Annotated in this window: 24 protein-coding genes; 6 read left to right on the top strand and 18 right to left on the bottom strand. The window is 44.4% G+C overall.

Annotated features, from left to right (window positions below):
• The first annotated feature begins 8 nt into the window (after positions 1-8).
• Genes AC6R16_RS12280 through AC6R16_RS12270 form a run of 3 tightly spaced genes read left to right on the top strand, consistent with a single transcriptional unit; the run spans position 9 to position 2,938 of the window.
• Positions 9-1,718 (top strand): ABC transporter permease, encoded by a 1,710-nt coding sequence (locus AC6R16_RS12280; protein WP_500674526.1) that lies wholly within the window; start codon positions 9-11, stop codon positions 1,716-1,718.
• Complete coding sequence (locus AC6R16_RS12275) at positions 1,684-2,331, top strand: ATP-binding cassette domain-containing protein (protein ID WP_500674525.1); 648 nt, start codon at positions 1,684-1,686, stop codon at positions 2,329-2,331. The genes AC6R16_RS12280 and AC6R16_RS12275 overlap by 35 nt, the downstream gene beginning before the upstream one ends.
• Positions 2,324-2,938, top strand: coding sequence for a CDP-alcohol phosphatidyltransferase family protein (locus AC6R16_RS12270; RefSeq protein ID WP_500674524.1), 615 nt, complete (start codon positions 2,324-2,326; stop codon positions 2,936-2,938). Before AC6R16_RS12275 ends, AC6R16_RS12270 begins: the two co-directional genes overlap by 8 nt.
• 15 nt (positions 2,939-2,953) lie before the next feature.
• Here the strand turns inward: AC6R16_RS12270 and AC6R16_RS12265 are convergent, their stop codons facing one another.
• The 18 genes from AC6R16_RS12265 to AC6R16_RS12180 all read right to left on the bottom strand — a co-directional run bounded on the left by AC6R16_RS12265 (position 2,954) and on the right by AC6R16_RS12180 (position 19,719).
• On the bottom strand, positions 2,954-3,583 hold the full coding sequence (locus AC6R16_RS12265; protein WP_500674523.1) for an OmpA family protein: 630 nt from the start codon (positions 3,581-3,583) through the stop codon (positions 2,954-2,956).
• The gene (locus tag AC6R16_RS12260; protein ID WP_500674522.1) at positions 3,580-4,863 is read right to left on the bottom strand and encodes a pilus assembly protein TadG-related protein; all 1,284 of its coding nucleotides are present in this window, start codon (positions 4,861-4,863) and stop codon (positions 3,580-3,582) included. The genes AC6R16_RS12265 and AC6R16_RS12260 overlap by 4 nt, the downstream gene beginning before the upstream one ends.
• A gap of 2 nt (positions 4,864-4,865) precedes the next feature.
• Positions 4,866-5,405, bottom strand: a complete 540-nt coding sequence (gene tadF / locus AC6R16_RS12255; protein WP_500674521.1) for a tight adherence pilus pseudopilin TadF — start codon at positions 5,403-5,405, stop codon at positions 4,866-4,868.
• Positions 5,386-5,916 (bottom strand): TadE/TadG family type IV pilus assembly protein, encoded by a 531-nt coding sequence (locus tag AC6R16_RS12250; RefSeq protein WP_500674520.1) that lies wholly within the window; start codon positions 5,914-5,916, stop codon positions 5,386-5,388. Before AC6R16_RS12250 ends, tadF begins: the two co-directional genes overlap by 20 nt.
• 3 nt (positions 5,917-5,919) lie before the next feature.
• Positions 5,920-6,654, bottom strand: coding sequence for a tetratricopeptide repeat protein (locus tag AC6R16_RS12245; protein ID WP_500674519.1), 735 nt, complete (start codon positions 6,652-6,654; stop codon positions 5,920-5,922).
• On the bottom strand, positions 6,647-7,540 hold the full coding sequence (locus AC6R16_RS12240) for a type II secretion system F family protein (RefSeq protein WP_500674518.1): 894 nt from the start codon (positions 7,538-7,540) through the stop codon (positions 6,647-6,649). Before AC6R16_RS12240 ends, AC6R16_RS12245 begins: the two co-directional genes overlap by 8 nt.
• Positions 7,540-8,466: a type II secretion system F family protein gene (locus tag AC6R16_RS12235; protein ID WP_500674517.1), complete on the bottom strand. Its 927-nt coding sequence runs from the start codon at positions 8,464-8,466 to the stop codon at positions 7,540-7,542. The genes AC6R16_RS12240 and AC6R16_RS12235 overlap by 1 nt, the downstream gene beginning before the upstream one ends.
• Positions 8,463-9,746, bottom strand: a complete 1,284-nt coding sequence (locus AC6R16_RS12230; protein WP_500674516.1) for a TadA family conjugal transfer-associated ATPase — start codon at positions 9,744-9,746, stop codon at positions 8,463-8,465. The genes AC6R16_RS12235 and AC6R16_RS12230 overlap by 4 nt, the downstream gene beginning before the upstream one ends.
• Positions 9,746-10,981: a CpaE/TadZ family protein gene (locus tag AC6R16_RS12225; RefSeq protein WP_500674515.1), complete on the bottom strand. Its 1,236-nt coding sequence runs from the start codon at positions 10,979-10,981 to the stop codon at positions 9,746-9,748. The genes AC6R16_RS12230 and AC6R16_RS12225 overlap by 1 nt, the downstream gene beginning before the upstream one ends.
• 12 nt (positions 10,982-10,993) lie before the next feature.
• A complete protein-coding gene (locus AC6R16_RS12220; protein ID WP_500674514.1) occupies positions 10,994-11,515 on the bottom strand; it encodes a hypothetical protein in 522 nt (173 codons plus the stop codon).
• Complete coding sequence (locus AC6R16_RS12215) at positions 11,512-12,837, bottom strand: type II and III secretion system protein family protein (RefSeq protein WP_500674513.1); 1,326 nt, start codon at positions 12,835-12,837, stop codon at positions 11,512-11,514. The genes AC6R16_RS12220 and AC6R16_RS12215 overlap by 4 nt, the downstream gene beginning before the upstream one ends.
• A 7-nt stretch (positions 12,838-12,844) precedes the next feature.
• Complete coding sequence (gene cpaB, locus AC6R16_RS12210) at positions 12,845-13,645, bottom strand: Flp pilus assembly protein CpaB (RefSeq protein WP_500674512.1); 801 nt, start codon at positions 13,643-13,645, stop codon at positions 12,845-12,847.
• A gap of 9 nt (positions 13,646-13,654) precedes the next feature.
• Positions 13,655-14,080 (bottom strand): A24 family peptidase, encoded by a 426-nt coding sequence (locus AC6R16_RS12205; RefSeq protein WP_500674511.1) that lies wholly within the window; start codon positions 14,078-14,080, stop codon positions 13,655-13,657.
• 9 nt (positions 14,081-14,089) lie between these two features.
• A complete protein-coding gene (locus AC6R16_RS12200; RefSeq protein WP_004748017.1) occupies positions 14,090-14,305 on the bottom strand; it encodes a Flp family type IVb pilin in 216 nt (71 codons plus the stop codon).
• Positions 14,306-14,811: 506 nt separating this feature from the next.
• A complete protein-coding gene (locus tag AC6R16_RS12195) occupies positions 14,812-15,744 on the bottom strand; it encodes a class I SAM-dependent methyltransferase (RefSeq protein WP_500674659.1) in 933 nt (310 codons plus the stop codon).
• An 11-nt stretch (positions 15,745-15,755) separates the two neighbouring features.
• Positions 15,756-16,451 (bottom strand): TIGR01621 family pseudouridine synthase, encoded by a 696-nt coding sequence (locus tag AC6R16_RS12190; RefSeq protein WP_500640703.1) that lies wholly within the window; start codon positions 16,449-16,451, stop codon positions 15,756-15,758.
• Positions 16,452-16,517: 66 nt separating this feature from the next.
• Positions 16,518-18,134, bottom strand: coding sequence for a methyl-accepting chemotaxis protein (locus AC6R16_RS12185; RefSeq protein WP_500674510.1), 1,617 nt, complete (start codon positions 18,132-18,134; stop codon positions 16,518-16,520).
• A gap of 154 nt (positions 18,135-18,288) precedes the next feature.
• Positions 18,289-19,719 carry a sodium-dependent transporter gene (locus tag AC6R16_RS12180; protein ID WP_500640705.1) on the bottom strand — a complete coding sequence of 477 codons (1,431 nt, stop codon included), beginning with the start codon at positions 19,717-19,719 and terminating at the stop codon, positions 18,289-18,291.
• Between the two features lie 364 nt (positions 19,720-20,083).
• Here AC6R16_RS12180 and cls point away from each other — a divergent pair, with 364 nt between their 5' ends.
• The 3 genes from cls to AC6R16_RS12165 all read left to right on the top strand — a co-directional run bounded on the left by cls (position 20,084) and on the right by AC6R16_RS12165 (position 23,971).
• Positions 20,084-21,538 carry a cardiolipin synthase gene (gene cls / locus AC6R16_RS12175; protein ID WP_500674509.1) on the top strand — a complete coding sequence of 485 codons (1,455 nt, stop codon included), beginning with the start codon at positions 20,084-20,086 and terminating at the stop codon, positions 21,536-21,538.
• Positions 21,539-21,600: 62 nt separating this feature from the next.
• Positions 21,601-22,806, top strand: a complete 1,206-nt coding sequence (locus AC6R16_RS12170) for a cystathionine beta-lyase (protein WP_500674508.1) — start codon at positions 21,601-21,603, stop codon at positions 22,804-22,806.
• Between the two features lie 229 nt (positions 22,807-23,035).
• Positions 23,036-23,971, top strand: coding sequence for an esterase/lipase family protein (locus tag AC6R16_RS12165; protein ID WP_500674507.1), 936 nt, complete (start codon positions 23,036-23,038; stop codon positions 23,969-23,971).
• Positions 23,972-23,975 lie beyond the last annotated feature (4 nt).

Genomic DNA, 23,975 nt, shown 5'->3' with positions numbered 1-23,975 from the left:
GTTTGCACATGTTAAGAGCGCTTTATTTAGTCATTATCGTCGTTTGTATAGTGCCTACCCTACCAGGTTTGCTTGGTGTGTTGGTCTCTGCGCTTGGGTATATCCCCCCGATTGGCTTAGATCAGTTTTCCATTGACGGCTTCTCTGCTGTTTTTGGGTGGGCTGGTGTTTGGCAGTCAATCGGGTTAACCGTTTATAGTGCCATTGTGAGTAGCTACCTTGCCTGTTTGATCACCTTTGCCATTTTGCAATCTTCATGGAAGAGTCCATTTTGGCGCAAAATTGAATTGAGCTTATCTCCACTACTCGCCATGCCTCACGTTGCCTTCGCCATTGGTTTCGCTTTCTTATTTGCACCAACGGGAATGGGCGCGCGCGTCTTACATGAATTGTTTGGTTACGACCCTAACGGGCAAACGGTCGACGACTTGGCACTATTAGTCAAAGACCCTTATGCGCTTGGCTTAATTGTTATGTTGGCGCTCAAAGAAGTCCCTTTCTTACTTCTAATGAGTATCCCCATTCTTCAGCAGTTAAATGTCGAGCAGACTGAAAAAGTCAGTCATGCCATGGGCTATAGCTCCGCTCAAACTTGGTGGAAATGTCTTTTCCCTCAATGGTTTGCCAAGCTCCGCTTTCCGATGCTTGCAGTAATTGCTTACAGCTTATCTGTGGTTGATGTCGCCCTAATTGTAGGCCCTACCAATCCGCCAACATTTGCCGTCTTGGTTTGGCAATGGTTCAATGACCCAGATTTATCACTGCTTCCTCGAGCATCAGCGGGTGCTGTCGTTTTATTCGCCATCGCAACCCTATTGATTGGTTTTGCTCGCTTGATCGAATGGACGGTAACCAAAGGCTTTAAGGCTTGGCAATATTCAGGCAGAAAAGGCGTCAAATTACCGGGAAAAAGCCTTTTCTCTGCAGTAGCAGCTTTGACCTTAGCGATAATTCCGCTATTGATTATTTGGAGTTTCGCCCAGCGCTGGCGTTTTCCAGACCTCCTGCCGTCCAAATTTAGTCTGCGATTTTGGCAGTATGAATGGCAAGGTATTCTAGGCACGTTAGAGCAGAGTCTAGTCATTGCGCTGGTCTGTGCGACAGTGAGTTTGGTGTTGGCGCTGATCGCTCATGAATATCGTCTTCGTTATCGTTGGCAGGTACCGGGGTACGTCATTGCTATCCCTATGCTGATACCGCAGCTGTCAGTTCTGTTTGGTATGCAGATCGTCACTCTGTATTTAAACAGCGAAGCGTATTTGTTTTGGGTCTGTTGGGCTCATGTATTTTTCGCTTTCCCATTCGTTTATCTATCACTCGATGGACCATGGCGCAGCTTTGACGACGGGCTTACACGCGTTGCCTTGAGCTTAGGAAAATCTCCGTTACAGGCTTGGTTGAAAGTTAAACTGCCATTGCTACTGCCTGCCATCGCGTTTGCTTGGGCTGTTGGCATTAGCGTGAGTCTCGCTCAATATCTCCCTACTCTGGTGTTGGGCGCAGGGCGTATCAGCACAATAACGACAGAAGCTGTCGCGCTATCCAGTGGCTTCGACCGTCGCGTCACAGCCATTTATGCTATTTGGCAAGCTATCTTGCCACTACTGTTTTTCTCTTTTGCGATTCTACTTAGCCGACTGCATGTAAAGTATCGCCGTTTGACTATTAAAGGTTTACTACCGAATGAGTCTTTGTCTCGAAAACCTCGCCATCCATAAAACTAATGGCGACGCCCTTTTCTCTGATTTCAATCTAACCGTCGGGCCTGGAGAAATTGTTACATTAATGGGCCCAAGTGGCTGCGGTAAGTCCACCTTGCTTGATGCGATTGCTGGTCACTTGTCATCAGAATTTGATTACTCGGGTTCTATAACATTGAGCGATCAGCGCCTTGATAGCTTGCCAGCACACAAACGTCAGGTAGGAATTCTATTTCAAGATGACTTGCTGTTTCCCCATTTAACCGTGTGGGAAAACTTAGCGTTTGCACTACCTGATTCGATTAAAGGGGCTCAGAGAAAAGAACAAGCGCTGCAAGCACTCAAGAACATTTCATTATCTAAACTTGCTGAGTCGTTTCCTGATCAGATCTCCGGCGGTCAACGTGCTCGTATTGCTTTGACTCGTATGCTGTTGGCACAACCTAAAGTTGCTTTGTTAGACGAGCCCTACAGCAAATTAGATAAAGAACTGCGTGAGCAATTTCGCACTTGGGTTGTTGACCAATTAAAGGAGGCTAATATACCTGCGCTGATGGTCACTCACGATGACGAAGATGTTCCTGCTGATAGTCGCTGCATAACTTGGCCATGGGAGACAAATCATGCTTGATCGCTTTAGCATTAAGGTTATTCGTTGGCCTTTGGCTCAATCTGCCAAGCTATTGGATAGCCTCGGGGTTACCGCAAACCAGACAACACTGTTTGGCTTTGCTTTAGGTTGTTTGGCCTTTCCTGCTTTGATAGTAGAACAGTACACCTTGGCTTTGATCTTTATCGCCCTTAATCGGATATGTGATGGGCTTGATGGAGCATTGGCACGTATTCAAGGGATTTCGGATGCGGGTGGCTTTCTCGATATTAGCTTAGATTTCCTATTTTACTCGCTGATCCCATTTGGCTTTGTGCTTGCTAACCCAGAACAAAACGCAATTGCCGGAGCGTTTCTGATTTTTTCTTTTATTGGCACGGGGACAAGCTTTTTAGCTTTTGCAGTGATGGCCGGAAAACGCGGTATCGACAACCCCGTCTATAAAAACAAGTCACTCTATTATATGAGTGGGCTCACCGAAGGAACCGAGACAATCGGCTGCTTTATACTGTTTTGCCTATTGCCGCAGCATTTCGCTGTAATCGCTTTCCTCTTTGGTGCTGCATGCTGGTTTACGACTTTCACCCGTATTTATTCTGGCTTTCAAACATTAAATGAGGCGCCTTAGCGCCTCATTTATTACCTATAACGTAACTTCAACACGGCGATTTTGTTCGCGCCCTCGTGAAGTGGCATTGCTCGCCTTAGGCTCTGTTTCACCTTTTGAATCAATCTGAGTGTTATCTAGCCCTTGCTCTGTCAAATACGCCTGTACGCTGCCTGCACGCTTTAAACCCAACTGAAAGTTATAATCCTGTGGTCCTGTGCTATCGGTATGCCCAGTCAATACAAACTCATTACTTGGTGAATCTGCCATTTCAATGATGCGGTCAAGGATTTGCTTCGACACTGGCGTTAGATTCGTGCGGTCAAAGTCAAAATAAACACTCGCTAACAGATCACCAGACTGACCAGAAACAATCTGACCATTGCTGACTAAATACTCGGCACACTCTCGCTCAAGATCAAACTGGCTAGCAAATCGATCGACAAAGTGGCGAGTGTCTAGCTCTTTTGCTTCAGTTTGTACCTGATACATATTTCCTGCATTCGGAATGACAGAAATCGGCGTACCAGACTCAACCTGAATATACGTCGCTCCCGATTGAGTTCCGCATACTTGCTCAAAGGCAATGTTAATGTCATTGGCGACGGCTGTTGAGCTAGCAATGAGAGCCGAAACAATAAAGAGCTTGTTGAATTTAAAGATCATTTTAAGTGTCCGATTTCTTCTGAAATTAGGTTAAGGATGATGTCTAAGAGTTCATCAGGGTTAGCGGCGTCATAGACATTGTCTTCGCCAACACATTGAGTTAATGGGTTTCTCCCTACTTTATAGTCAAATCCGATCAAAGCGATTTGGAATGTCACAGGTCTATTGTCCGATGTTTTACGGCTATTTAGCTCTGCGCGAATATCATCGCACAGACCCTGATTAATAAGGGCTTTGGTTGGCACAGGTTCACGGCTACTCATAGGGCCATTTCCACCGTTAGTATCATCACCATCAGATAAAATAACCATAAGCTGGCGCGGGTTAGGATCGGATAACTGTCCAAAGTACTGTGCCGATTTGATGATCCCTTGGTAAGAAGCCGTAGCTCCTCCTGGGCTAAATTGGTTCATCTCAGATCTCAGTAGGTCGAAGTTATCGGTAAATGAAACGTTCTTATATCGAGTAGTAGAGCTATCATATAAGTTATGGGCGCATACCATACTTTTGTCATTCGCTCGGCTTTGCTGCCATCTATCAACCGTTTTCTGTGCATCAAGTTTGTATTTACCGTTCTTTTTTTTGTAGTAGAGCTCATCAACAAACTTCATAGGCTTAGGTTTCCCCCAGCCACAAGAAAAGTTGTCTTTTGGTCGCGCTGTAAACTCTGAATAAGGGACTAAGGAAACCTTGTTTTTGATCTCTTGTATGCCCTGATAACTTTCTAACTCTTTCAGTACAGAATTGATGATGTCACGAACATGTTTGTATTTCGGTTTACCTTGCCACCTTTCATTCATTGAGCCGGAGTAATCCATAACAAACGACACATCGATACTATCACCTTGATACTTGCGGGCCGTCGCTGCATGCGCGACATCATAGTTGTCACCAAAACCGACAAATTCTTGTGTTGGTAGCCAAGCATCTTGGTTGATGGACACTTCTAGCGAATACTGTGAATATCGGTTGGCACCATCACAATCGAGATTGTCGGATACGTGACACTCACTTCTTTCAACCTTAGTAATCGAGATATCCGAGTCAGTCACATATGTACTAATGTAATCTTCAGCTAATTTTTTGTTTTCGCTAAGATTTGAGCTATTCCTCGCGGCTAAGGCCAAGGCGGCGACTTCGGAGGCATCCCCTAACCTAGCTTTGGTTTGCAGTGCACGCGAACCGTCAATAGCGAGCGTGAAAAATCCCCACATTCCGGGAATGAACAGAGCAAATAGCAGAGCAGCGTGCCCACTCTGTTTTCTTCTAGAGCTGTGCATGATTAACGCCCCATCATCAAAGAAGATGATTGTATAGTGGTAAACTCTTCATCAAACAAAGGCCCTGCCCAGTTGTCGGTTTCGTAACATAGCGTCACGCGATACAAGGTTGCGCGGCGGCCCCATGAAGTCACCATGGAAAGGTCTTCCTGCTGTGAGATTGTTTGTCCCAATGAGCACCCAGTTCCTTTGGAGATTTGGGTCGTAGATGGCTTACCGTTAAGATCAAAAGTCAGCAGTTCAAACTCGCCACCCACATTACTGGCCTGATAACTACCCATGGTTCTCTGCATTGAGCCAGTGGCTATCTTATAAATATCGGTCACCATCTTGTTATCGATATCGTAATTGTCTTTACCATAGAACTGAGTACGCTCTTTGATCACATTGACCAGGGAATAGGACAATCTATCTAGCTTTCCTTGCACCGAGAGTTTAACCACAATGTCAGCAGTAAAGATCAACATGGTAGAGAATACGACCCCAAGCAAAGCAAACTCGATAGAGAACACACCACGTTGGTTAGATTTTAAATTGATCACGCTCGAACTCCTGAATTACAACGATTTCTCTTGTCAGGCTGCTGCTCCCTAGCATAAAGAAGGCGAGCATTGGCGTGTAGTCATATTCGACTCTATATATCGCAAGCGCACTGTCTGTTGGATTTCCGCACTCCGCTTCACTTTGACTTTCGTTCTGCGAGCAGGTGTCATCAATCGCTCCATTGTGACGACCTAACTCATCAATCGAAGCAAAGTAGTGTACGGTTAGTTTGTATTTGTTAGGGTCAATAATATTGCCAAGAACACCAGCTTGCTGACGAATAATTCGTTTGAACTCAGTCATAAACTGGGTTTGCTGTGAGCCTCGACTAGCAGCCATATTGGTGGTTTTAGCACTGCGTGAAGCTTCAGCAATTGCAAGGTCATTAGCTGAGGAAACGTAAGCTAGGTAGCCCATTTCAGCCCAGAGCATAATCATCAAGAAAAACGCCATAAAACCAAGGCCAAACTCTATAGACGCTACACCGCGTTGTTTGCGTAGAATTAACATGGTTTAAGACTCAAAGTTCGCATTGCTGAAATCACCAACGCGGATTGAGTTTATGATTTGCTGTGTCTGTTTGTGATCATATTTGTCTTCAAGCATTTGCTGAGCTTGGTTGAGATCGCCTAACTTCACCAAAGCAATAACGAGGTTAGCTTCGGTTTTGGCATCTTTTGGATTAGCCTGATAAACAGAAAGCAATAAGTCGTAACTACGTTTGTAGTGGCCCTGAATCAGATACAGGGTCGCTAGGTTGTTTTTCACTGCGTCATCGGCATAAAACAGTTTTCTTGCCTCGATGAAATACTGCTCCGCTAGCTCAAATTTCCCTTCCACCGCAGCTAAGACGCCAGCAAGATTATACGCTTCACCACTCTTAGGGTTTAACGACAATGCTGTGGATACATTCTCAACTGACGGATCGATCTCGCCTAACTGAAAGTGAGCTTTGGCTAATATCAGATAAGCATCAAAACCTTTCGATTTTTCATTAAGTTGACTGATAGCAAAAATCGCTGACTCTGGATCCTCTATCGCTAAATAGGTACGCGCGAGCTTAATACGAGTGTCGGCACTTTCCTGCTCGCGCAACTCTTGCTTGTAAAACTCAATAAGCTTTTCCTGGTTGTTTGCTTCAACATACATCTGCTCCTTATTCGCGTTAATCACTGAACTAGGATCAGAAGTCTGTGTGGTTGCACAACCACTCAGTAGCAAAGCTGATAACAGCATCAATTTATACATGGTCCATGAACCTCATTACAGCAGGTGCCAAGATGATCACCACAATCGGCATCATGATGAATACAATCAATGGCATAGACATTTTTGCAGCCAGTTTGCCAATGCGCTCTTCAGCCGCGAGCATGTTGACGTCACGAATGTCTGACGCAAGCGTGGTCAGCACTTGATAAATGGATGAGCCATATTGCAGGCTCTGTTTTAAGGTCATTACAAAACTACGGATCTCAGGAGTCGGCAGTTTTTCATACAGTTCGTCTAATGCCCTCTCTAGACTGACAATTTTTGCCCGGTCATCCACTTTAGCTAGTAGCAGAGCAAGTTCTTTATCAAACGCCCTTAGCTCTATAGAGAGATACTTAATCGTTGCTTCTAGCGTCATGCCGGTTTGAACACAAATGGCCATTAGATCAAGCAAATAAGGTAACTGTCCGGAAATACGTTGCTGGCGCGCCTTTTTTCTTGCCGCGAGTAACGAGTCAGGAGTAATGATACATGCAATAAACCAAACGGCCATACCCGCTATCATTTTTGAAGAAGGCAATGAGTACATATTTGCTACAAGGTAGATAAGAAAAACACCGAGTATTGATACCCCATACTTAGAGTGCATGTAGTACTTAGCTAAATTCTGATTGTGTAGACCTGCCTCCTCTAACTTCTCCTTAATGTCATCTTCCTGTGAAGAGAATGAAGAAGTCAGTTTTTCTAATGCCTGCTCTAGGTGGCTATCAGTATCGTGCTTCTTTTCTTGGCTTTTATCGTCCAGTAACGCGTAGGTTTTTAGCATCTTACGACGCTTGGCCGTACTCCAGATCTGGTAACCAACAATCGCGATACCTAGTGTAATGAGCACAAGGGTGATAAAAATGATCAAATGCGCTGACATTATTTTTGCGCCCCTCTCATCAACATCCAAACAATCAACAGACCGATAAACTCACTGCCAATCAAGTAGTAGAGGATGGGTTTTCCTGCCGGATCAAACAGTAGAAACTCAAAATTGTCAGGGCTGACAAACTGCAGTAAGAACAAGACTGAAAAAGGGATCACCGCGACGATTTTCGCCGACATCCTCGCTTCCGCAGTCAAAGCATACTTCTTCTTCTCTATCGCTCTCGCATCAAACATCAGTCGATTTAGGCGCGCAATCACATCTTTCAACTGACCACCACGCTGCATGTTTGCGCGCAAGGTTATAACGAAAAAATAGAAAGAAGGATAAGGAAAGCGGTCACAAGATTTACGAAACACATTGTCTGGTGTTTCTCCAAGCTGAAGCCTCTCCCCCATACGCTTAAATTCATTACCGACTTCACCCTGTAGAGTGCGTCCGACATAAATGATCGCGTGCATAATACTCTCACCCGAACTTACCGCACTAGACAGCATATTTAACGCATCAGGGAAGGCACTTTCGAAAGCCTGGCGCTGACGCTTTTGCAACCACAAATAGCCAAATACCCAGCCAAGCACTAACACACTTGAAACGACCACCAACAAGTTTGTCTGCAAGTACTTATTGTTGAGCACTATTCCGCCAACCACTAAGACGAGGCTAAAGATAGTCAATTTCACCTCAGCCATTTTGCCTAACTGACGCTTTACGTTTTTGCTTCTTGCTTTCAATACATCGATGAAGGTTTTGTCAGATAGCGCTTTAAGGTCAACCGCTTGTTGAGCTTCATCAATGGAACTAACCATCAACGATGTGTTTGCTTCTTCCAAATAGTAGTTTTTTTGCTCGCTTTTTCTTGGCCAAAACGCCACCAGCAAGGTCAATCCGCCAAGAATCAAGGCCAACCAATAGATCATGCAGGTTCACCAACATTAAAGGCTTCGGTTAGCTGTTGCTCTAGACCAAAGTATTTGGCTTTCTCAACCAGAACCGAACGCTGCATAAGGCCCGCAGTGACAAATCGCCCGCGAATTTTGCCATCTTCATTGCCCATTGAAGCGGGCTGAAAACGGAACATTTCTTCCAACACCACGTTTGAGCCTTCAATACCAACAACTTCGGTAATACTCATCACTTTCCGGCTTCCATCGTGCAAGCGACTGATTTGCACCACGAGATCGACTGCACTAACAATCGTCCGGCGAATCGCCTCTAGTGGCAAACTGCTTGTCGCCATCATCACCATTGACTCTACTCTTGCCAGTGCATCTCGGGGTGTATTGGCGTGCAGAGTAGACATAGAACCATCGTGGCCGGTATTCATAGCCTGAAGCATTTCAAACGCTTCTGCGCCACGACATTCGCCAACAATAATTCGGTCAGGACGCATACGCAGTGAGTTGATCACTAAGTCGCGCTGATTAATCGCACCTGAACCTTCGATACCTGCGGTGCGCGTTTCCAAACGCACAACGTGAGGCTGCAACAGTTTCAGTTCTGCCGCGTCTTCAATGGTCACAATGCGCTCTTTCTCTGACACGTATTGTGACAAGGCGTTAAGCATGGTTGTCTTACCTGAACCCGTACCACCAGATATCAAAATATTGAGTCGGCAGCGAGCAGCAATCATTAAGATGCGTGCCATCTCAGGGCTCATCGCGCCAAATTCAACCAGTTCAGATAGCTCAATGGATTGCTTTTTAAATTTTCGGATTGAGATTGACGTACCATCAATCGCAATAGGTGGAATAACGATATTAACGCGGCTTCCATCAGGCAATCGGGCATCACAGGTTGGCGAAGATTCGTCAACGCGTCTGCCGACTCGGCTAGCGATACGTTTAGCGATTTGCTGTAGTTGGTCTTCATCAATAAAGGAGACATTGGCTCTCTCTACCAAGCCGTAGCGCTCGACAAACACCTTGTCACAGCCATTGATCATAATGTCACTGATCGACTCATCTTCCATTAAAGATTGCAAAGGACCCAGTCCGTGCAACTCGTCGACAAGTCCTTTGACATACTCACGACGAATAACACTTGCCACTGAGAACCCAAGCTTGTCGATCAGCATATCGACGGCGTTGGATAGCTGAACCGTTAGCGCATCTTTAGACAGACTTTGAACAACTTCAGCATCTAGCGCTTCGAAGATCTGTTTGCGGATCTGAACATAAGCTGACTTATTGATGTCCATTATTTGCCTCGCTTCAGCATGCGACGTAGCCAACTGTTTTTGTCGCCTTCATCGGATTGACCAAGCAGCATCGCGGTGAGCTTATGCAGGTTTTGGCTAACTGGATAGTCATGCTGGTAGATGTGTTTTTGTTCTAAGACTAACTTACTCATTCTTGGCTCATTCGGCAGAACCACATCAGGTTCACGACCTAAAAACTCTTTAATGTCAACTGGGCTAATCGTTGCGGCTTTTTCTGCTATGGTGTAGTTCAGAACAAACAAGCAACGAGCGTTAGAATCCGCCATTTCCAAGCTACGCATCGTACGCTTAGCTTCACGAACACTTGAGACCGTTGGCTCAATGAGTAAAACAATCACATCGCAAGACGATGATATATAGTCGAGATCTTGCTTAGAGTTACTCGCTCGGGACAAATCTTCGATAATAAAATTGTAGTTTCCGGCGAGCTCTGCCGTTAGCGTGCGAACGTACTCTTTCAGCTCTAGTTCATTAAGGTCATCCGATTCAAGCGACATGACCGCCAGCATGTTGTCGACCTTTTTCACCATGCTTGCGGCATAGGTTGTATCGACGCTTGATGCAATCGAGGCTCTCGAAACGGGTTTCTTCTCAAATCGCTTAAGACCCAAGAAGATATCCAAATTACCACCACGAAAATCGTGGTCGACCACCAAACTACTCGATTTTTTTAGGTTAGATAGCTCAAAAGCAATTTCAGCGGTCAACATGGTGGCACCGACACCACCTTTTGTACCCCAAATACCAACTTTTTTTGCTGTGCGATCCTTACCTAAGCCAGAGTTTCGTTGGCGATTGTTGTTTACATTACGAACAAAATCGATCAGCTCTTGCTTTGTGATTGGCCAGAACACATAGTAAAAGCCCATCTCTTTTAAGTTACGAATGGTAGAAATTGCGTCTTCACTACCAATAACAATCACCGAAGCACTGTTGGGCAGCAAATGACTGATGCGCTCCATATCCTTAGTAACGTTTTCGCTAAGGTTCAACTCAACAATGACGATCTCTACCAGAGACTCACGCACATGCTGTTTAATATTTTGATCGCCATTTGGCACCATAGTAGGAACATTGATGTTCTCGAAACGAAAGGCTTCATCAACCAGATCGACACACTCTTGGGTTTGATGAAACAAAACCGAGGTAATGGTCTCTTTCTTAACCGTATCCTCTAGAGGCTTACTTTGCAGCTTATCGACTAAATCAAACATAAATCTGTCCCCCTACTTAGCAACAGGCTGCGAAGACAGCATTTTTTCTGGATTTACCATGGATTGCCAACGTGCATTTTCAGCAAAGCAACCTTCAGAGTACGCGCCAAACTGGCCGATTTTACTTGGCGAGCACAGCTCCGTGACCACCTTGGTGTAATGAAATCGAACAGCGATATCCTTATTGTTACTCAAGCTCTCTTGGGTAAATGAGATATGCTTTGCATCAACACCACGCTCGATTAGCTCCTTACGAAGCGAAGTTGCCAGCTGCTTACCTCGATTTGTCGACCATTGGAGATCTAACCCTTTGCTCACGACTAAGTCCCAGTTCTTATTGATCAGTGTGCGCACATCTTGCTTAGCATTTTCTAGACCCACCTGCTCAAATAAAGCAGACCAGGTATAAACCATTGGCACGGTGTGAATAGCTTGACCTTGTCGGGTTGAAACCGTTTCTGCGCAGCCAGCCAAAACAAATAGCGTGCACAAACTCACCGCTTGCCAAAGAGATTTACGAGTTACCTTCCTCATAGCTTGAAGCCTCCGGTCGCGTAGATTTCATTTGCCCATTTATTTTGTTCTTTATTCGACGAGGTTGGTTCAACATTAAAAAATCGCTCAAGACTCGTGGTTCTCTGCATTGTTGGTAGCTGAACTGCACTTGGTTCAACGGGCTGAACAAGGTTGACCGTCGCTACAATCACGAGTTCGGTACGTGTTCTTTCAGTGCCTGAAGAACGGAACAGTGCACCTAACACTGGAATTTCGCCAATAAATGGAATTTGGCTCAACGACTCTTTGTCTTCGGTACTCAGTAATCCACCCAAAACGAAACTTTTACCATCAGCAAGCTGAACAGTGGTTCTGGCACGGCGAGTTTTTAATGCTGGCAAATTGTAGGAAGCATTACTGTACTGGGTATCTAGCGAGCTCACTTCTGGCATTAACGACAATTTAATCTTGTCGTCTTCAAGCACCTTAGCCATAAGGTCAAGACGGATACCGAACTCTTTGTATTCAACGTTAGTCGTTCCATCAACGACTGTGACGACTGGTAATTCACCACCAACTAGGAAATTCGCCGTTTCGCCAGACATAACGGAAAGATTCGGCTGGGCGAGAATTTGCCCGACCGTGTCATTACCCATAGCGGTAATAACAGAAATAATATCCGAAGCACTAAATGAGGTTAGCGGATTAACAAAAACACCCGCACTCTGACCTTGGCTACCATACTGAACACCAAACTCTTCAAGGAATGAATGAGACACTTCCGCAATCGACAGCTTTACGTTAACTTGTTTTTGGGTAACGACTTCGATCTGATTGACAACGCCAGTGAAATGAAAGCGCTTCATAAACTCCATTTCATTGTCTTCATCACCATAATTCCATTCTATCGTGAATTCTTCTTTCTCTTTCTCTAACAGCTCACCGACCATCAGATTAATGGCATCTTTGGTTTTTTCGTTTACAACGGTGCCAGTTAAGACAACGTTGTCACCGATATGAGTCAACTTTACATTGGCATTGGGATACAACAGTTGAACTTGGCTTTCTAACTCTGTTAGCGAGGTATTCACTGTCACCTGACGTTTAGTGAGTGTCTTTCCGCTAGTGCCAAATACAGCGAATCCCGTCTCACCTAAGGCTTTGCCGAATAAAGCAACTTTGCGTTTATCAATCACTTGATAGTCAGCCACTTTTGGGTTGGAAATAAAGACTGAGTCTATATCTTCGCCAACTGAGATTATTTCCATCTCACCTTCAGAGAGATAGGTACTTCTTTGCGCGCTTGAAATAGAAGGCACTAAAAAAAATAAGGCACAAAGAGAGATAAGTAACTTTTTCATTGAAGCCTCAGTTAATGGTTACATCGCTCGAGCGATATTCGACCACAGATTTGAAGTTGGATAGCACATCACCCGCATCAGCATGGAGATCTGATTTCTGGTATTCACCGATAGATTTATGAACTTCAAGTTCAGAGATTCTTTTTGCCACAGTAATGGTCGCAACTTGCTTACGAGTCAGCTCAAGGATTAAGTTAATTTCACTCGTTGCAGGGGTAGTGCGAGTCGCATCGATTACGCTTTTGTTTACTTGCAATACTTTGACACCAGTGAGTACTGGGGTAACAAACATATTTCGCTTACGTGTGGTTTGGGTCTCTGCCGTTTCGAGCGAGAACTCAGTGGGTAAAGAAAGCGCTAATACATCAATCATTGTGCCGTGGGTAATCACGCCACCAACAATGGATTGCGGCTGCACTTTAATTGCGTAAGGAACGCGATTATCACCAATCACGAGATCAACATAACCTTCTTGGTCTGGTGCAACAATCCGCTCTTTAAAGGCCAAATCACCAGCACTAAGGTTTTGGGCATAAATAGCACCAGTTGCAAAATCAAATGACATATCTTTCGCCACACCTAAAGCATTGGCTTCACGCTCAGGTAAACGAACTAGCTTTATGTCATTTCGCTCTACCTTATCGCCAAGGTAGACATCTTTATTCAAGCGCCAAACTGATACATATACTTCTTTTTTGGTTTCAGGTTGCACATTAGATTTTGGAGAACTGCTTAACGTTCCCGCCAGTCCGAACAGACCAAAAAGAACTGCAAAGCTTGCTACAACAAGAATTACTTTCTTTTTCAATTGAACTCCCTACATAGAAGCAACGATGCCGACTAACCCGCCAGCAGAAATAGCGATTCCATAGGGAATGCTACTGAATGTGTTGCGACTAAGCATTTTTTTTATCAAATAAGCCAAGCTGACCAAGCCTCCAACCAAACAGATAGTGATAAGAGCTATGGGCAACACTTGCGGCTCTATCGCGATCGAGTAAGCACCAAAAAGCTTTGAGTCCCCACCACCTAAGATGTTGAACTGGCTAAGTAATAGCCCAACTAACAAAATAATAACTGGCGATATAATTTGAACTTCAGAATATAAATAGGCGTAGCCTAAGCTGACAATTGCTATAAGGAAGCAAACCCTATTACTGATTTTTCTCTCTTTAATATCAATGTAGATAGCAAAAAGAGAAAGAGTAGCTAATAGGATTAGCCACTCTAATTTATAAGACAATTTAATGACTTAAGCTTTAGGAGTACCTGCTACTAAAGCATCCTTAACAGAATCAAAAATGTTGCTAAGGCGCGTTGAAATACTATCTTCTCCTAAGAAAGCAGCACCGACGACTACGGCAACACCAGCCGCAATTAGGCCGTATTCAATTGCAGTAACACCGCGCTCGTCATTTTTGTAGTTTTCAAGGGCTAATTTAGCGTGTACGTATAGTTTAGTTAACATGCTCTTTCCTTTCTGAATTGTGGTTTTAAATTCAATATTTAATTAATTTTAATCCGATAAAAATGAATTCGGATAATTAAGGGAGCGCATATTAGTAATTTAAAAATAGGCAATCAATCAAAAAATAAATCTTAATTAAATCGAATAAATAATATAACCAGAGGGAAAATGCATAAATTTATAAATTCAATCAAAAATAGATCAAAAATTTACCAATTATATGTAAGGCATTTCTTATAATTATATTTTTAATTATTAATTTATATAACAATAGATCTTATATAGATCTATTAAATACCACCGAGAGTCCAAAGTCTTACTTTTGAGACAAAATGAAAACTGTTACATCCAGTTAGTTCTCTACTATAATCAAGATTTATCAGTTTATTGTGCGAATTTTCTCACAATAGTTAGTTGCATTAACTCAAAGGTGTGAGAGGTTCTTGTTATTGAGATACAAAAAAAGCGCCTAAGTAGGCGCTTTAACAACTCTAGTTCGTTTGGTCTTACTTAAACCTGAGTACTTTCAACGAAGCCTCAGGATCGATATCTTCAAATTCCGGTGGGTTATCCAAACGTTCGACAAAGCTTAATTGCGGCGCTTCTTCCTGCATGCTGTCGATTAAAAACTGGCTTGTGACTTGAGGAGAGTTAACACATGCAATCACTTCACCGCCTTCCGCTAATAGCTCTGGCAATTTTCTAAGGATACGTTTGTAATCTTTAGTTAAAGCAAAGCTGCCTTTTTGAAATGAAGGGGGATCAATCACGATCAGATCATAGCGACCCATTTTTCTGATTTTTCCCCATGAGCGGAAAATATCATAGCCTAAGAACTTAACTTGATTAACGTTGTGACCATTTAATTTATGATTCTCGCGCCCTTTCGATAATGAAGAGCGAGACATATCCACATTCACTACTTGGTCTGCCCCGCCCTCAACTGCAGCAACAGAAAAACCACAGGTATAAGCAAAAAGGTTAAGGACATTTTTATGTTTGGCGTGCGCTTTTACCCAGTCACGACCAAGACGCATATCCAGAAACAGACCAAAGTTCTGGTTACGGCCAATATCAAGCTGATATTTTAAGCCCGACTCTTCGACAACAGGTCGATTGTCCAAGTCGCCTAACAATACTTCTGACGGCGCGCCTTCAGCATAACGATACTGAACAACGATGACTTTCCCTTGCTTCTGTTGCCACAACTCACTTTCAGATAAGGTCGTCAGTCCTTGCTTTAACTCTTCAATAAAATCGTCACTAACCTGTTTAAACAGACTGACAATGAGCTGACCTTGAATCCAATCACAAGTCAGCTGTTCTAAGCCTTCGAATCTACGTCCACGACCATGAAACAGGCGACGAACCTCATTCGGTGCGATTTCGAGTTGAAGTTTCAGTTGTTCAAAAAAGACAGGTAGTTGCTCTGACTGCATAGTTGCAGGCACTACTTGTTGATCTTCGGCCATGATAGCTCCCAAGGTTTTAGCCAAGCCTCAATGCCTTGACTGGTAATTTCATCATTCCACTTCTTGCCAAGCACGTTGTTGTTGCGTGGGTCACATACAAACTCGTAAGCTTGGTGATTCAGTTCGAAGCGAAGCGCAAACGCGTGCAAATAACCGCGGTCAGAGTGACTACCGCCGTTATATATAGGATCGCCAACAATACCCGAACCGACCGACTTCAATGCGACGCGAATTTGATGCGTCTTACCTGTGTGTGGCTTACATAGAAACAGTCGCTCTCCCGGCAAAGAGGCTGTAGAAAAAAACTGGGTTACAGCGGGGTTGTTTTGAGTGTTAATCAATTTCCAAGAAGCACGCCGAGAACGCTCCATATCACCAATCACTAAGCCCTGCTTCTTCTTTGGTTTCTTGCTACCAATGGCGAGGTAGAACTTCTCCACGTTACGCTGAGCAAACTGATTCGATAGTTCTCTGGCAGCGGATGAGTTTCTTCCGAGCAATAAGATGCCTGACGTCATTTTGTCTAACCGGTGAATAAGAAAAAGCTGCAGATCCTCAGTTTGCTTAGCCACCTCTTGCAGTAGCATGGTATCGCCATCATCTTTATGCACGGAAACATTAGGGTGTTTGTTAATGACGATAAAGTCAGGATGGGTATATAAAATATCAAACATTTGACTGGCTCCACTTCGGAGGCATGAGTATACCCATTCTCCTTGTGAAAGCCAGTCTCGCTTGACTTAGCTCAGTTTGAATTTACTGACTAAGCTCTCTAGCTCTGCCACTTTAGAGTTCAGACCATTAACATTATCAGAACTGCTATTGGCTAACTGCAGTGAACGCTCTGAAATGTCGCTAATAGAGGTAATATCAGCGGCAATCTCTTTGGTTACAGCTGTTTGCTCTTCTGCTGCTGTGGCAATTGAGTTGACCATAGATTGGACATTAGCTGCCCCGGTTACGATTTCTTCTAAGGCAGTAACCGCACCAGAACTACGTTCAACACCAATCTCTACTAGTTTGCAGTTCTCTTGCGTATAGGTCACAGCTTCTTGCGTTCCGGTTTGGATCTGTTGGATTATCCCAGCCACTTCCTTGGTAGCCGTCGTAGTCCGTTCCGCTAAAGCTCGAACCTCATCAGCAACAACAGCAAATCCACGACCAAACTCCCCTGCCCTGGCGGCTTCAATCGCTGCATTCAGGGCAAGCAAGTTTGTTTGCTCAGCAATGCCTTCAATAACGCGAATGACTGAGCCAATCTGTTCACCATGTGCGCCAAGCTCATTCATTTGTGTCGACATCTCCGTCATCTGCAAACTCACCTGTTGAATGGAATCCACCATTTCAGTAATAACATTACGGCCAGATTCTGCACTTTGCTCAGATTTCTGTGCTTCTTCAAATGTCGCTGAACCCTGTTGTGCCACTTCTGAGATAGTTAAGCTGAGTTCTTCTGCCGCTGTCGCAATCAAGTTAGCTTTATCCGCCTGCGACGATGCTCCGGCAACAATATCTTGGCTGACATTCGAGAGATCAGCCGTTACATGCTGAACCTGATTGGAAACAGATGAGATAGAGCCAATCAGTGTAGTCAAAGATGACTGCATTTTATTAATTGAACCCGCTAGATTCGCCAGCTCATCTCCTGAATTGTCGACGATATCATCCGCCGTTAAGTCCCCTTCCGCCACTTTTTGTGCCACAGAATCAAGGTTGGATAAACGCGTTGTAATGGAGTTTGATAACCAATAAGCAATGACACACGTTAGAACGAGCGCAATAACAAACAGCACCACAATCGTATTTTCAATCGTATCAAAAGAATCGGTTAGATAGAGAAGAGAAGCGTCAGTCTCAGTTATTTCTGCCGATGAAGCCTCATCAAGCAATCCTTCGATAGGCGTTAGATATTCTTCATAGAGATTACGTAGCTGGCTAATCTCTTGCTCAAGTGCACTTTTATCACCAAGAAGTGGTACTATGTCTCGTTCAAAGCCTTGGGTAAACCCAGCCATTAAGCGTTCGATTTGCTCAACACGTCGATGATCGGCCCCTCCAGGGGTCTCCAGTTTTTTAACAGCAGCGATCGCATCTGCAAATTCTTGTTTGTTTCTTTGATAATCTCCCAACGCACCTGACACACCGGTTATAGCGCCCGTTGCGTCTCGATAAACATCACCTGCTTCATCAATTAAGATGAGATATCCCACTACTTCGGGGACATCATCATTACGAATTTCAGTGGCGACTGCATGTGACTTGGTCACTTCTGACCAAATAGCCCCTGCCATTATTGTCATGATGGCAAGGACACAACCAAAACCAGCATAGAGTTTTTTCCGTACAGACCACTTCACAAAGCACCTTCCTTAAACAACGTACATTTGAATTCCATTCTTGTTACCGAACATTATCGGCTTAATGATGATTCTCTTTAATAAAAGTAGTTGATAGAAACGAAAAAACCTCCCAGTTTGGGAGGTTTTATTTGACGTAACTAATCAGTCAGGTTTAGAGCTTCTTAGAGAAGACTCCTGCTAGAGCGATGATACCAATACCTAGCAGCATGATTTCACCTTTACCACTATCGAAGCCAGACTTAATGCCCATAAATGCAACGATTGCGATAGCCACTGGGATGATGTACTTAACTAGGTTGTACCATAGACCAAACAGTGGGAAAGATACTTCACCATCGTTAGTGATTTCTTTCTCTAGCTCTGAGCGCGATAGACGCCAACCAGCAAAGATACACACTAACATGCCGCCAACCGCTAGGAAGATCTTGTCAGTTAACAGGTCAAAGATATCGAAAGCACCAGTGCCAAATAGCGTTGGTCCTACACCACCTAGAGAAAGCGATGCGAACACACATAATGTCGCCATTACCGCACTTGCGCTGATTACAGCTGTAGAACGCTTCATACCTTTCTCATCGATTAGGTAAGAAACCACTACTTCAAGTAGAGATACAGAAGAAGTCAGCGCCGCTACTGTTAGACCAATGAAGAACATGAGTGCAAACAGAAGACCAATTACGCCGCCCATTTCAGCAAATAGCTGGGGTACAACGACGAATACTAGACCTGGGCCTGCTGCCGGTTCCATACCGAATGCAAACATTGCAGGGAACATTGCGACACCCGCTAGGATTGCAACACCTGTGTCCATTGCAGTAACCATACCAGTTGTTTGAACTAGGTTCTCTTTCTTCTTCAAGTAAGAACCGTAAGTCAACATACAACCCATACCTAGACTTAGCGAGAAGAACGCTTGACCTAGAGCTGCAAGTACTACGCTGCTGTCTACTTTAGAGAAATCTGGCATGAACAGGAACTCAAGACCTGCCATCGCACCAGGTAACATTAGACCTTTCACTGATACCACGATCAGGATTAGGAATAGTAGAGGCATTAGGATCTTACCCGCTTTCTCGATACCGCCAGAAACACCTTTCATAACGATAGCGATGTTAAGCATCAGGTAGATACCCATCCACATCAGAGGTTGAACAGGATCCGAAATAAAGCCACCGAAGCTATCACCGATTGCTTCAGGCGCACTTAGCAGACCGCCACCCACTTTAAAGATATATGCCAGTGCCCAACCACCAACGACTGGGTAGAAACCCATAATCAGTAGACCACTTAGCACACCCATAACACCTGTGAACGTCCAACGACGGTCAGTCGTTTTGAACGCACCTACAGCTGATAGACCTGTCTTACGACCAATAGCGAATTCCGTTAACATTACGCTAAAGCCGATAAAAATCACGAAAAGAAGGTAAATAGCAACGAACGCGCCGCCGCCGCTCTCACCTGCCGTGTAAGGAAATTTCCATATATTGCCCAAACCAACAGCAGAACCTGCTGCGGCCATTACGAAGCCTAATTTAGACCCCCATGTATCACGGGCCTGAACACTTGAACTAGTAGCCACGGTTACTCCATTAAATCGTTTTTAAGTTGTGTTTGCTTCTGTTAGGCGTCTTAAAAAGTGGTGTATAATTATTTTTACACTTAATAAAATTATCAGTGACGCTAACGTTATGGCAAGTAAAGCAGTTTAAGATTAAAATTGGAAGCCCAATTAGTGTATTTTTCCACCACAAATGTAATTAATATGTTTAAATGCTGCTTTTTTAGTCTTTAACATCTACTATACACCAGATTTTACATTCTCATAACAGAATCATTCTTTTTCTTTCTACTTCCTGTTCGTTACATTCTTTGAAAATTTGTCGCTTGTCGTCCTTCGTCCAGAGTTCTAATATTGGATAGCATTGGATTACCTAGGTTACTGAATGGAAAAGTTTTATCACTTTCTTACACTTGCTGGGATTGTCTTTTACTGGATTCTGGTTGCCGGTGTGACAATTCGAGTGGTGCTAAAGCGTCGTGCAGTGAGTGTTTCGCTGGCTTGGCTGATGATCATTTATATCATCCCTATTCTCGGCGTTGCCTGCTATTTCCTATTTGGGGAACTCAACCTTGGTCGAAAAAGAGCAGAACGTGCGAAGGAGATGCTCTCTCCTTTTGCTGACTGGTTCTCGAACCTTAACGACTGTCATGCTCACTCCCCAGAGAGCTTTGGTCGTCATATTTATCGAATTGATGAGCTTTGTAACAACCGCCTAGGCCTACCCGCTCTGTCAGGTAACTCTCTTTCTTTACAAAGCTCGCCCGACGATATTCTGCGCTCAATCATCGAAGATATAGAAAATGCGCAAACCAGTATTCGCATGGTTTTCTACATTTGGCATCCAGGTGGATTGGCCGATTCGGTGGCTTCCGCTCTGATTCGTGCCGCAAAACGTGGCGTAAATGTTAAATTGCTACTGGATTCCGCAGGCAGCCCACGCTTCTTTCGCAGCGAATGGTTGAAAATGATGCGCAGTGCGGGGGTAGAGGTCGTTCAGGCACTAGAAGTCAGCCCATGGCGTATCTTCCTGCGACGCTTAGATCTGCGTCAACATAGAAAAATTATCGTTATAGACGAAAAAGTCGCATACACAGGTTCAATGAACCTCGTCGATCCTGCCTATTTTAAGCAAGATTCCGGTATAGGACAGTGGATCGACATTATGATTCGCGTTACTGGCCCTACTGTTAATGTCCTTTCCGCTATTCATTGTTGGGACTGGGAAGTTGAAACGGGTTCACGTGCATTCCCTGCTATTCCAGAGTGCCGTATTAACCCTGACGAGCCGCAACATCCCGTGCAGGTGGTTCCTTCAGGGCCTGGTATGCCGGAACATTTGATTTCTCAAGTATTAACGCTTGCGATTAATCAGGCTAACCACTCGGTTCGAATCACTACCCCTTATTTTGTCCCAAGCTCTGACTTACTTGAAACCCTTAAGATGACGGCGCAACGTGGCATTCATGTAGAACTTATCATTCCACACAAAAATGACTCGTTGATGGTTCAATGGGCGTCACGAGCATTTTATAGCGAGCTACTAAGCGCTGGTGTCAAGATCTACGAATTTTATGGTGGATTGCTCCATACCAAGTCCGTTGTGATCGACGAGGAGTTTTGTCTCGTTGGGACAGTAAATATGGATATGCGCAGCCTATGGCTTAATTTCGAACTCACCTTAGCCATCGATGATCTTGCTTTCACCAAAGAGATGTTCTGGCTCCAACAAAGTTATATGGAAAAATCACATATCGTCGATATCGAAGAGTGGGAAAAGCGAACGCTATTCTCTCGCTTTTTAGAGCGTGTATTTTATCTGTTTAATCCTCTGCTTTAATCCCTTGCTATTCATGCTTCGCCGTGGTTTAAATAAGGTAAAGTATTCGATAAGGACTTCCGATGTCAGAAAGTAAGCAGACCAAGTTCGTTACCGCTGGTCGCGATGAAAAGTGGACCAACGGTGTGGTTAACCCTTCCGTTCAAAGAGCCTCAACAGTCGTCTTTAACACTGTGGCAGAAAAACACCATGCAACGGTGAACAGAGCAAACAAAACGCTATTTTATGGGCGCCGCGGCACCACGACTCATTTTGCGTTCCAAGATGCAATGACAGAGATCGAGGGTGGTGCAGGATGCGCCCTTTACCCATGTGGTACTGCCGCTATCTCTAACGCTATTTTATCGTTTATTGAAACGGGCGATCACGTTCTGATGGTCGATACCTGTTACGAACCAACACGAGATTTCTGCGATAAAATCCTCAAGAAGATGGGCGTAGAAACCACATACTACGAACCAACGATTGGTGAAGGGATCAAAGAGCTCATTAAACCAAACACAAAAGTTCTATTCCTTGAGTCTCCGGGCTCGATCACCATGGAAGTACAAGACGTACCTACTCTGTCGAGCATTGCACACCAACACGATATCATCGTTATGCTCGATAATACTTGGGCGGCTGGGGTGAATTTCTCTCCATTTGAGCATGGTGTTGATATTTCAATTCAAGCGGCAACTAAATACATTGTCGGACATTCAGATGTGATGCTTGGCACTGCGGTAGCCAGCGAGCAATACTGGGATCAATTACGCGAGCAAAGCTACCTAATGGGTCAATGTGTGTCTCCTGATGATGCCTACTTAGGCTTACGCGGAATTCGCACTTTGGATATACGCTTGCGTCAACACGCGGAAAACAGCTTGAAAGTGGCGCAGTGGCTTCAAAGCAGACCTGAAGTCGATCATGTTCGCCACCCCGCCCTTGAAACTTGTCCTGGTCACGAGTTTTTCACGCGCGATTTTACCGGTGGAAATGGCCTATTTTCATTTGTGTTGAAAACCAGTTACCCACGAGCAACGACAGCCCTATTAGATGGAATGAAGCATTTTAGTATGGGGTATTCTTGGGGCGGTTTTGAAAGTCTGATTCTTGCCAATGAACCGAAGAGCTTCAATAGTCTGCGCACAGTCGCTAACCCTAATTTTGAGGGAACCCTGATTCGCGTTCATATTGGACTTGAAGACGTCGATGATCTTATCGCTGATCTGGAAGCAGGGCTAGAGCGATACAACGCCCTGATTCTCGAAAAAGAAGCTACCGCATAGTACTTTCCCAAATTTCACTATTTAGCCTCGCTTGCGAGGCTTTTTAATGCTTTGATTTTATTAACAATTTAATCAAAACAATTTTCTAAGATCTTTCGTTAATTAAAGCTGTTGGTTTTTAATTCAACATCACGTTTTAATCTTTCTTTAACTATTCATATTTCGTATAGCTCAGTTTTTCTTCTACGGTTAAATATCTCATCAGAGGTCATACCAGAAGGAGCTAACATTGAAACTGATCTACTCACTTGTCCTGACTTGCGCACTCGCAATTGGACAACCGACACTCACCAATCTTGCCCACGCAGGTGGCTATACTCAAACTCAATATCCCATTGTACTTGTCCACGGACTCTTCGGCTTTGATACTCTCGCAGGTGTAGACTATTTCTATGGAATACCGCACTCACTAACCCGAGACGGCGCGACTGTTTATGTTGCTCAGGTATCTGCCTCTAACAGTACCGAGGTCAGAGGAGAGCAGCTTCTCAAACAAGTAGAAACACTGCTCGCTGCTACCGGGGCGACCAAAGTCAACCTAATAGGCCATAGTCACGGTGGACCAACGGCTCGTTACGTTGCTTCAGTTAGGCCCGACCTCGTGGCCTCAGTCACTAGTATTGGTGGCGTAAACAAGGGCTCAAAAGTCGCCGATCTAGTAAGAGGAAATGTCCCTGAAGGCTCAGGCTTGGAAGGATTGGCCGTAAAACTGGCAGGGGGCTTAACCACCCTTATCAATCTCCTGTCAGGAGGCACAGATCTTGAACAAGACCCTTTGGCCTCTTTGGAAGCGTTGACGACTGAAGGCTCTCTGGCTTTCAATCAGCATCATCCATATGGCATTCCTAGCACTGCATGTGGAAACGGGGATCTTCTCGCCAGTAATGGCGTCTATTACTACTCATGGACAGGGTCTTCCACTTTTACCAACCTTTTGGATCCAACTGATGGGGCGATGGTGATACTCGGCTGGGCATTTGACGAACCCAATGACGGACTTGTTGGCGCATGCAGTACTCACTTAGGTAAAGTAATTCGTGATGATTACAAAATGAATCACCTGGATGAAATTAACGGTCTCTTGGGTATTCACCACCTATTTGAAACCGATCCCGTCACACTCTATCGCCAACACGCAAACCGCCTGAAACAACAAGGACTGTAAGGGT

The sequence above is a fragment of the Vibrio sp. R10-SG3-ISO10 genome, assembly GCF_059834185.1.
The sequence above is the reverse complement of the archived record's forward strand: the minus strand, read 5'-3'. Positions and strand labels throughout refer to the sequence as shown.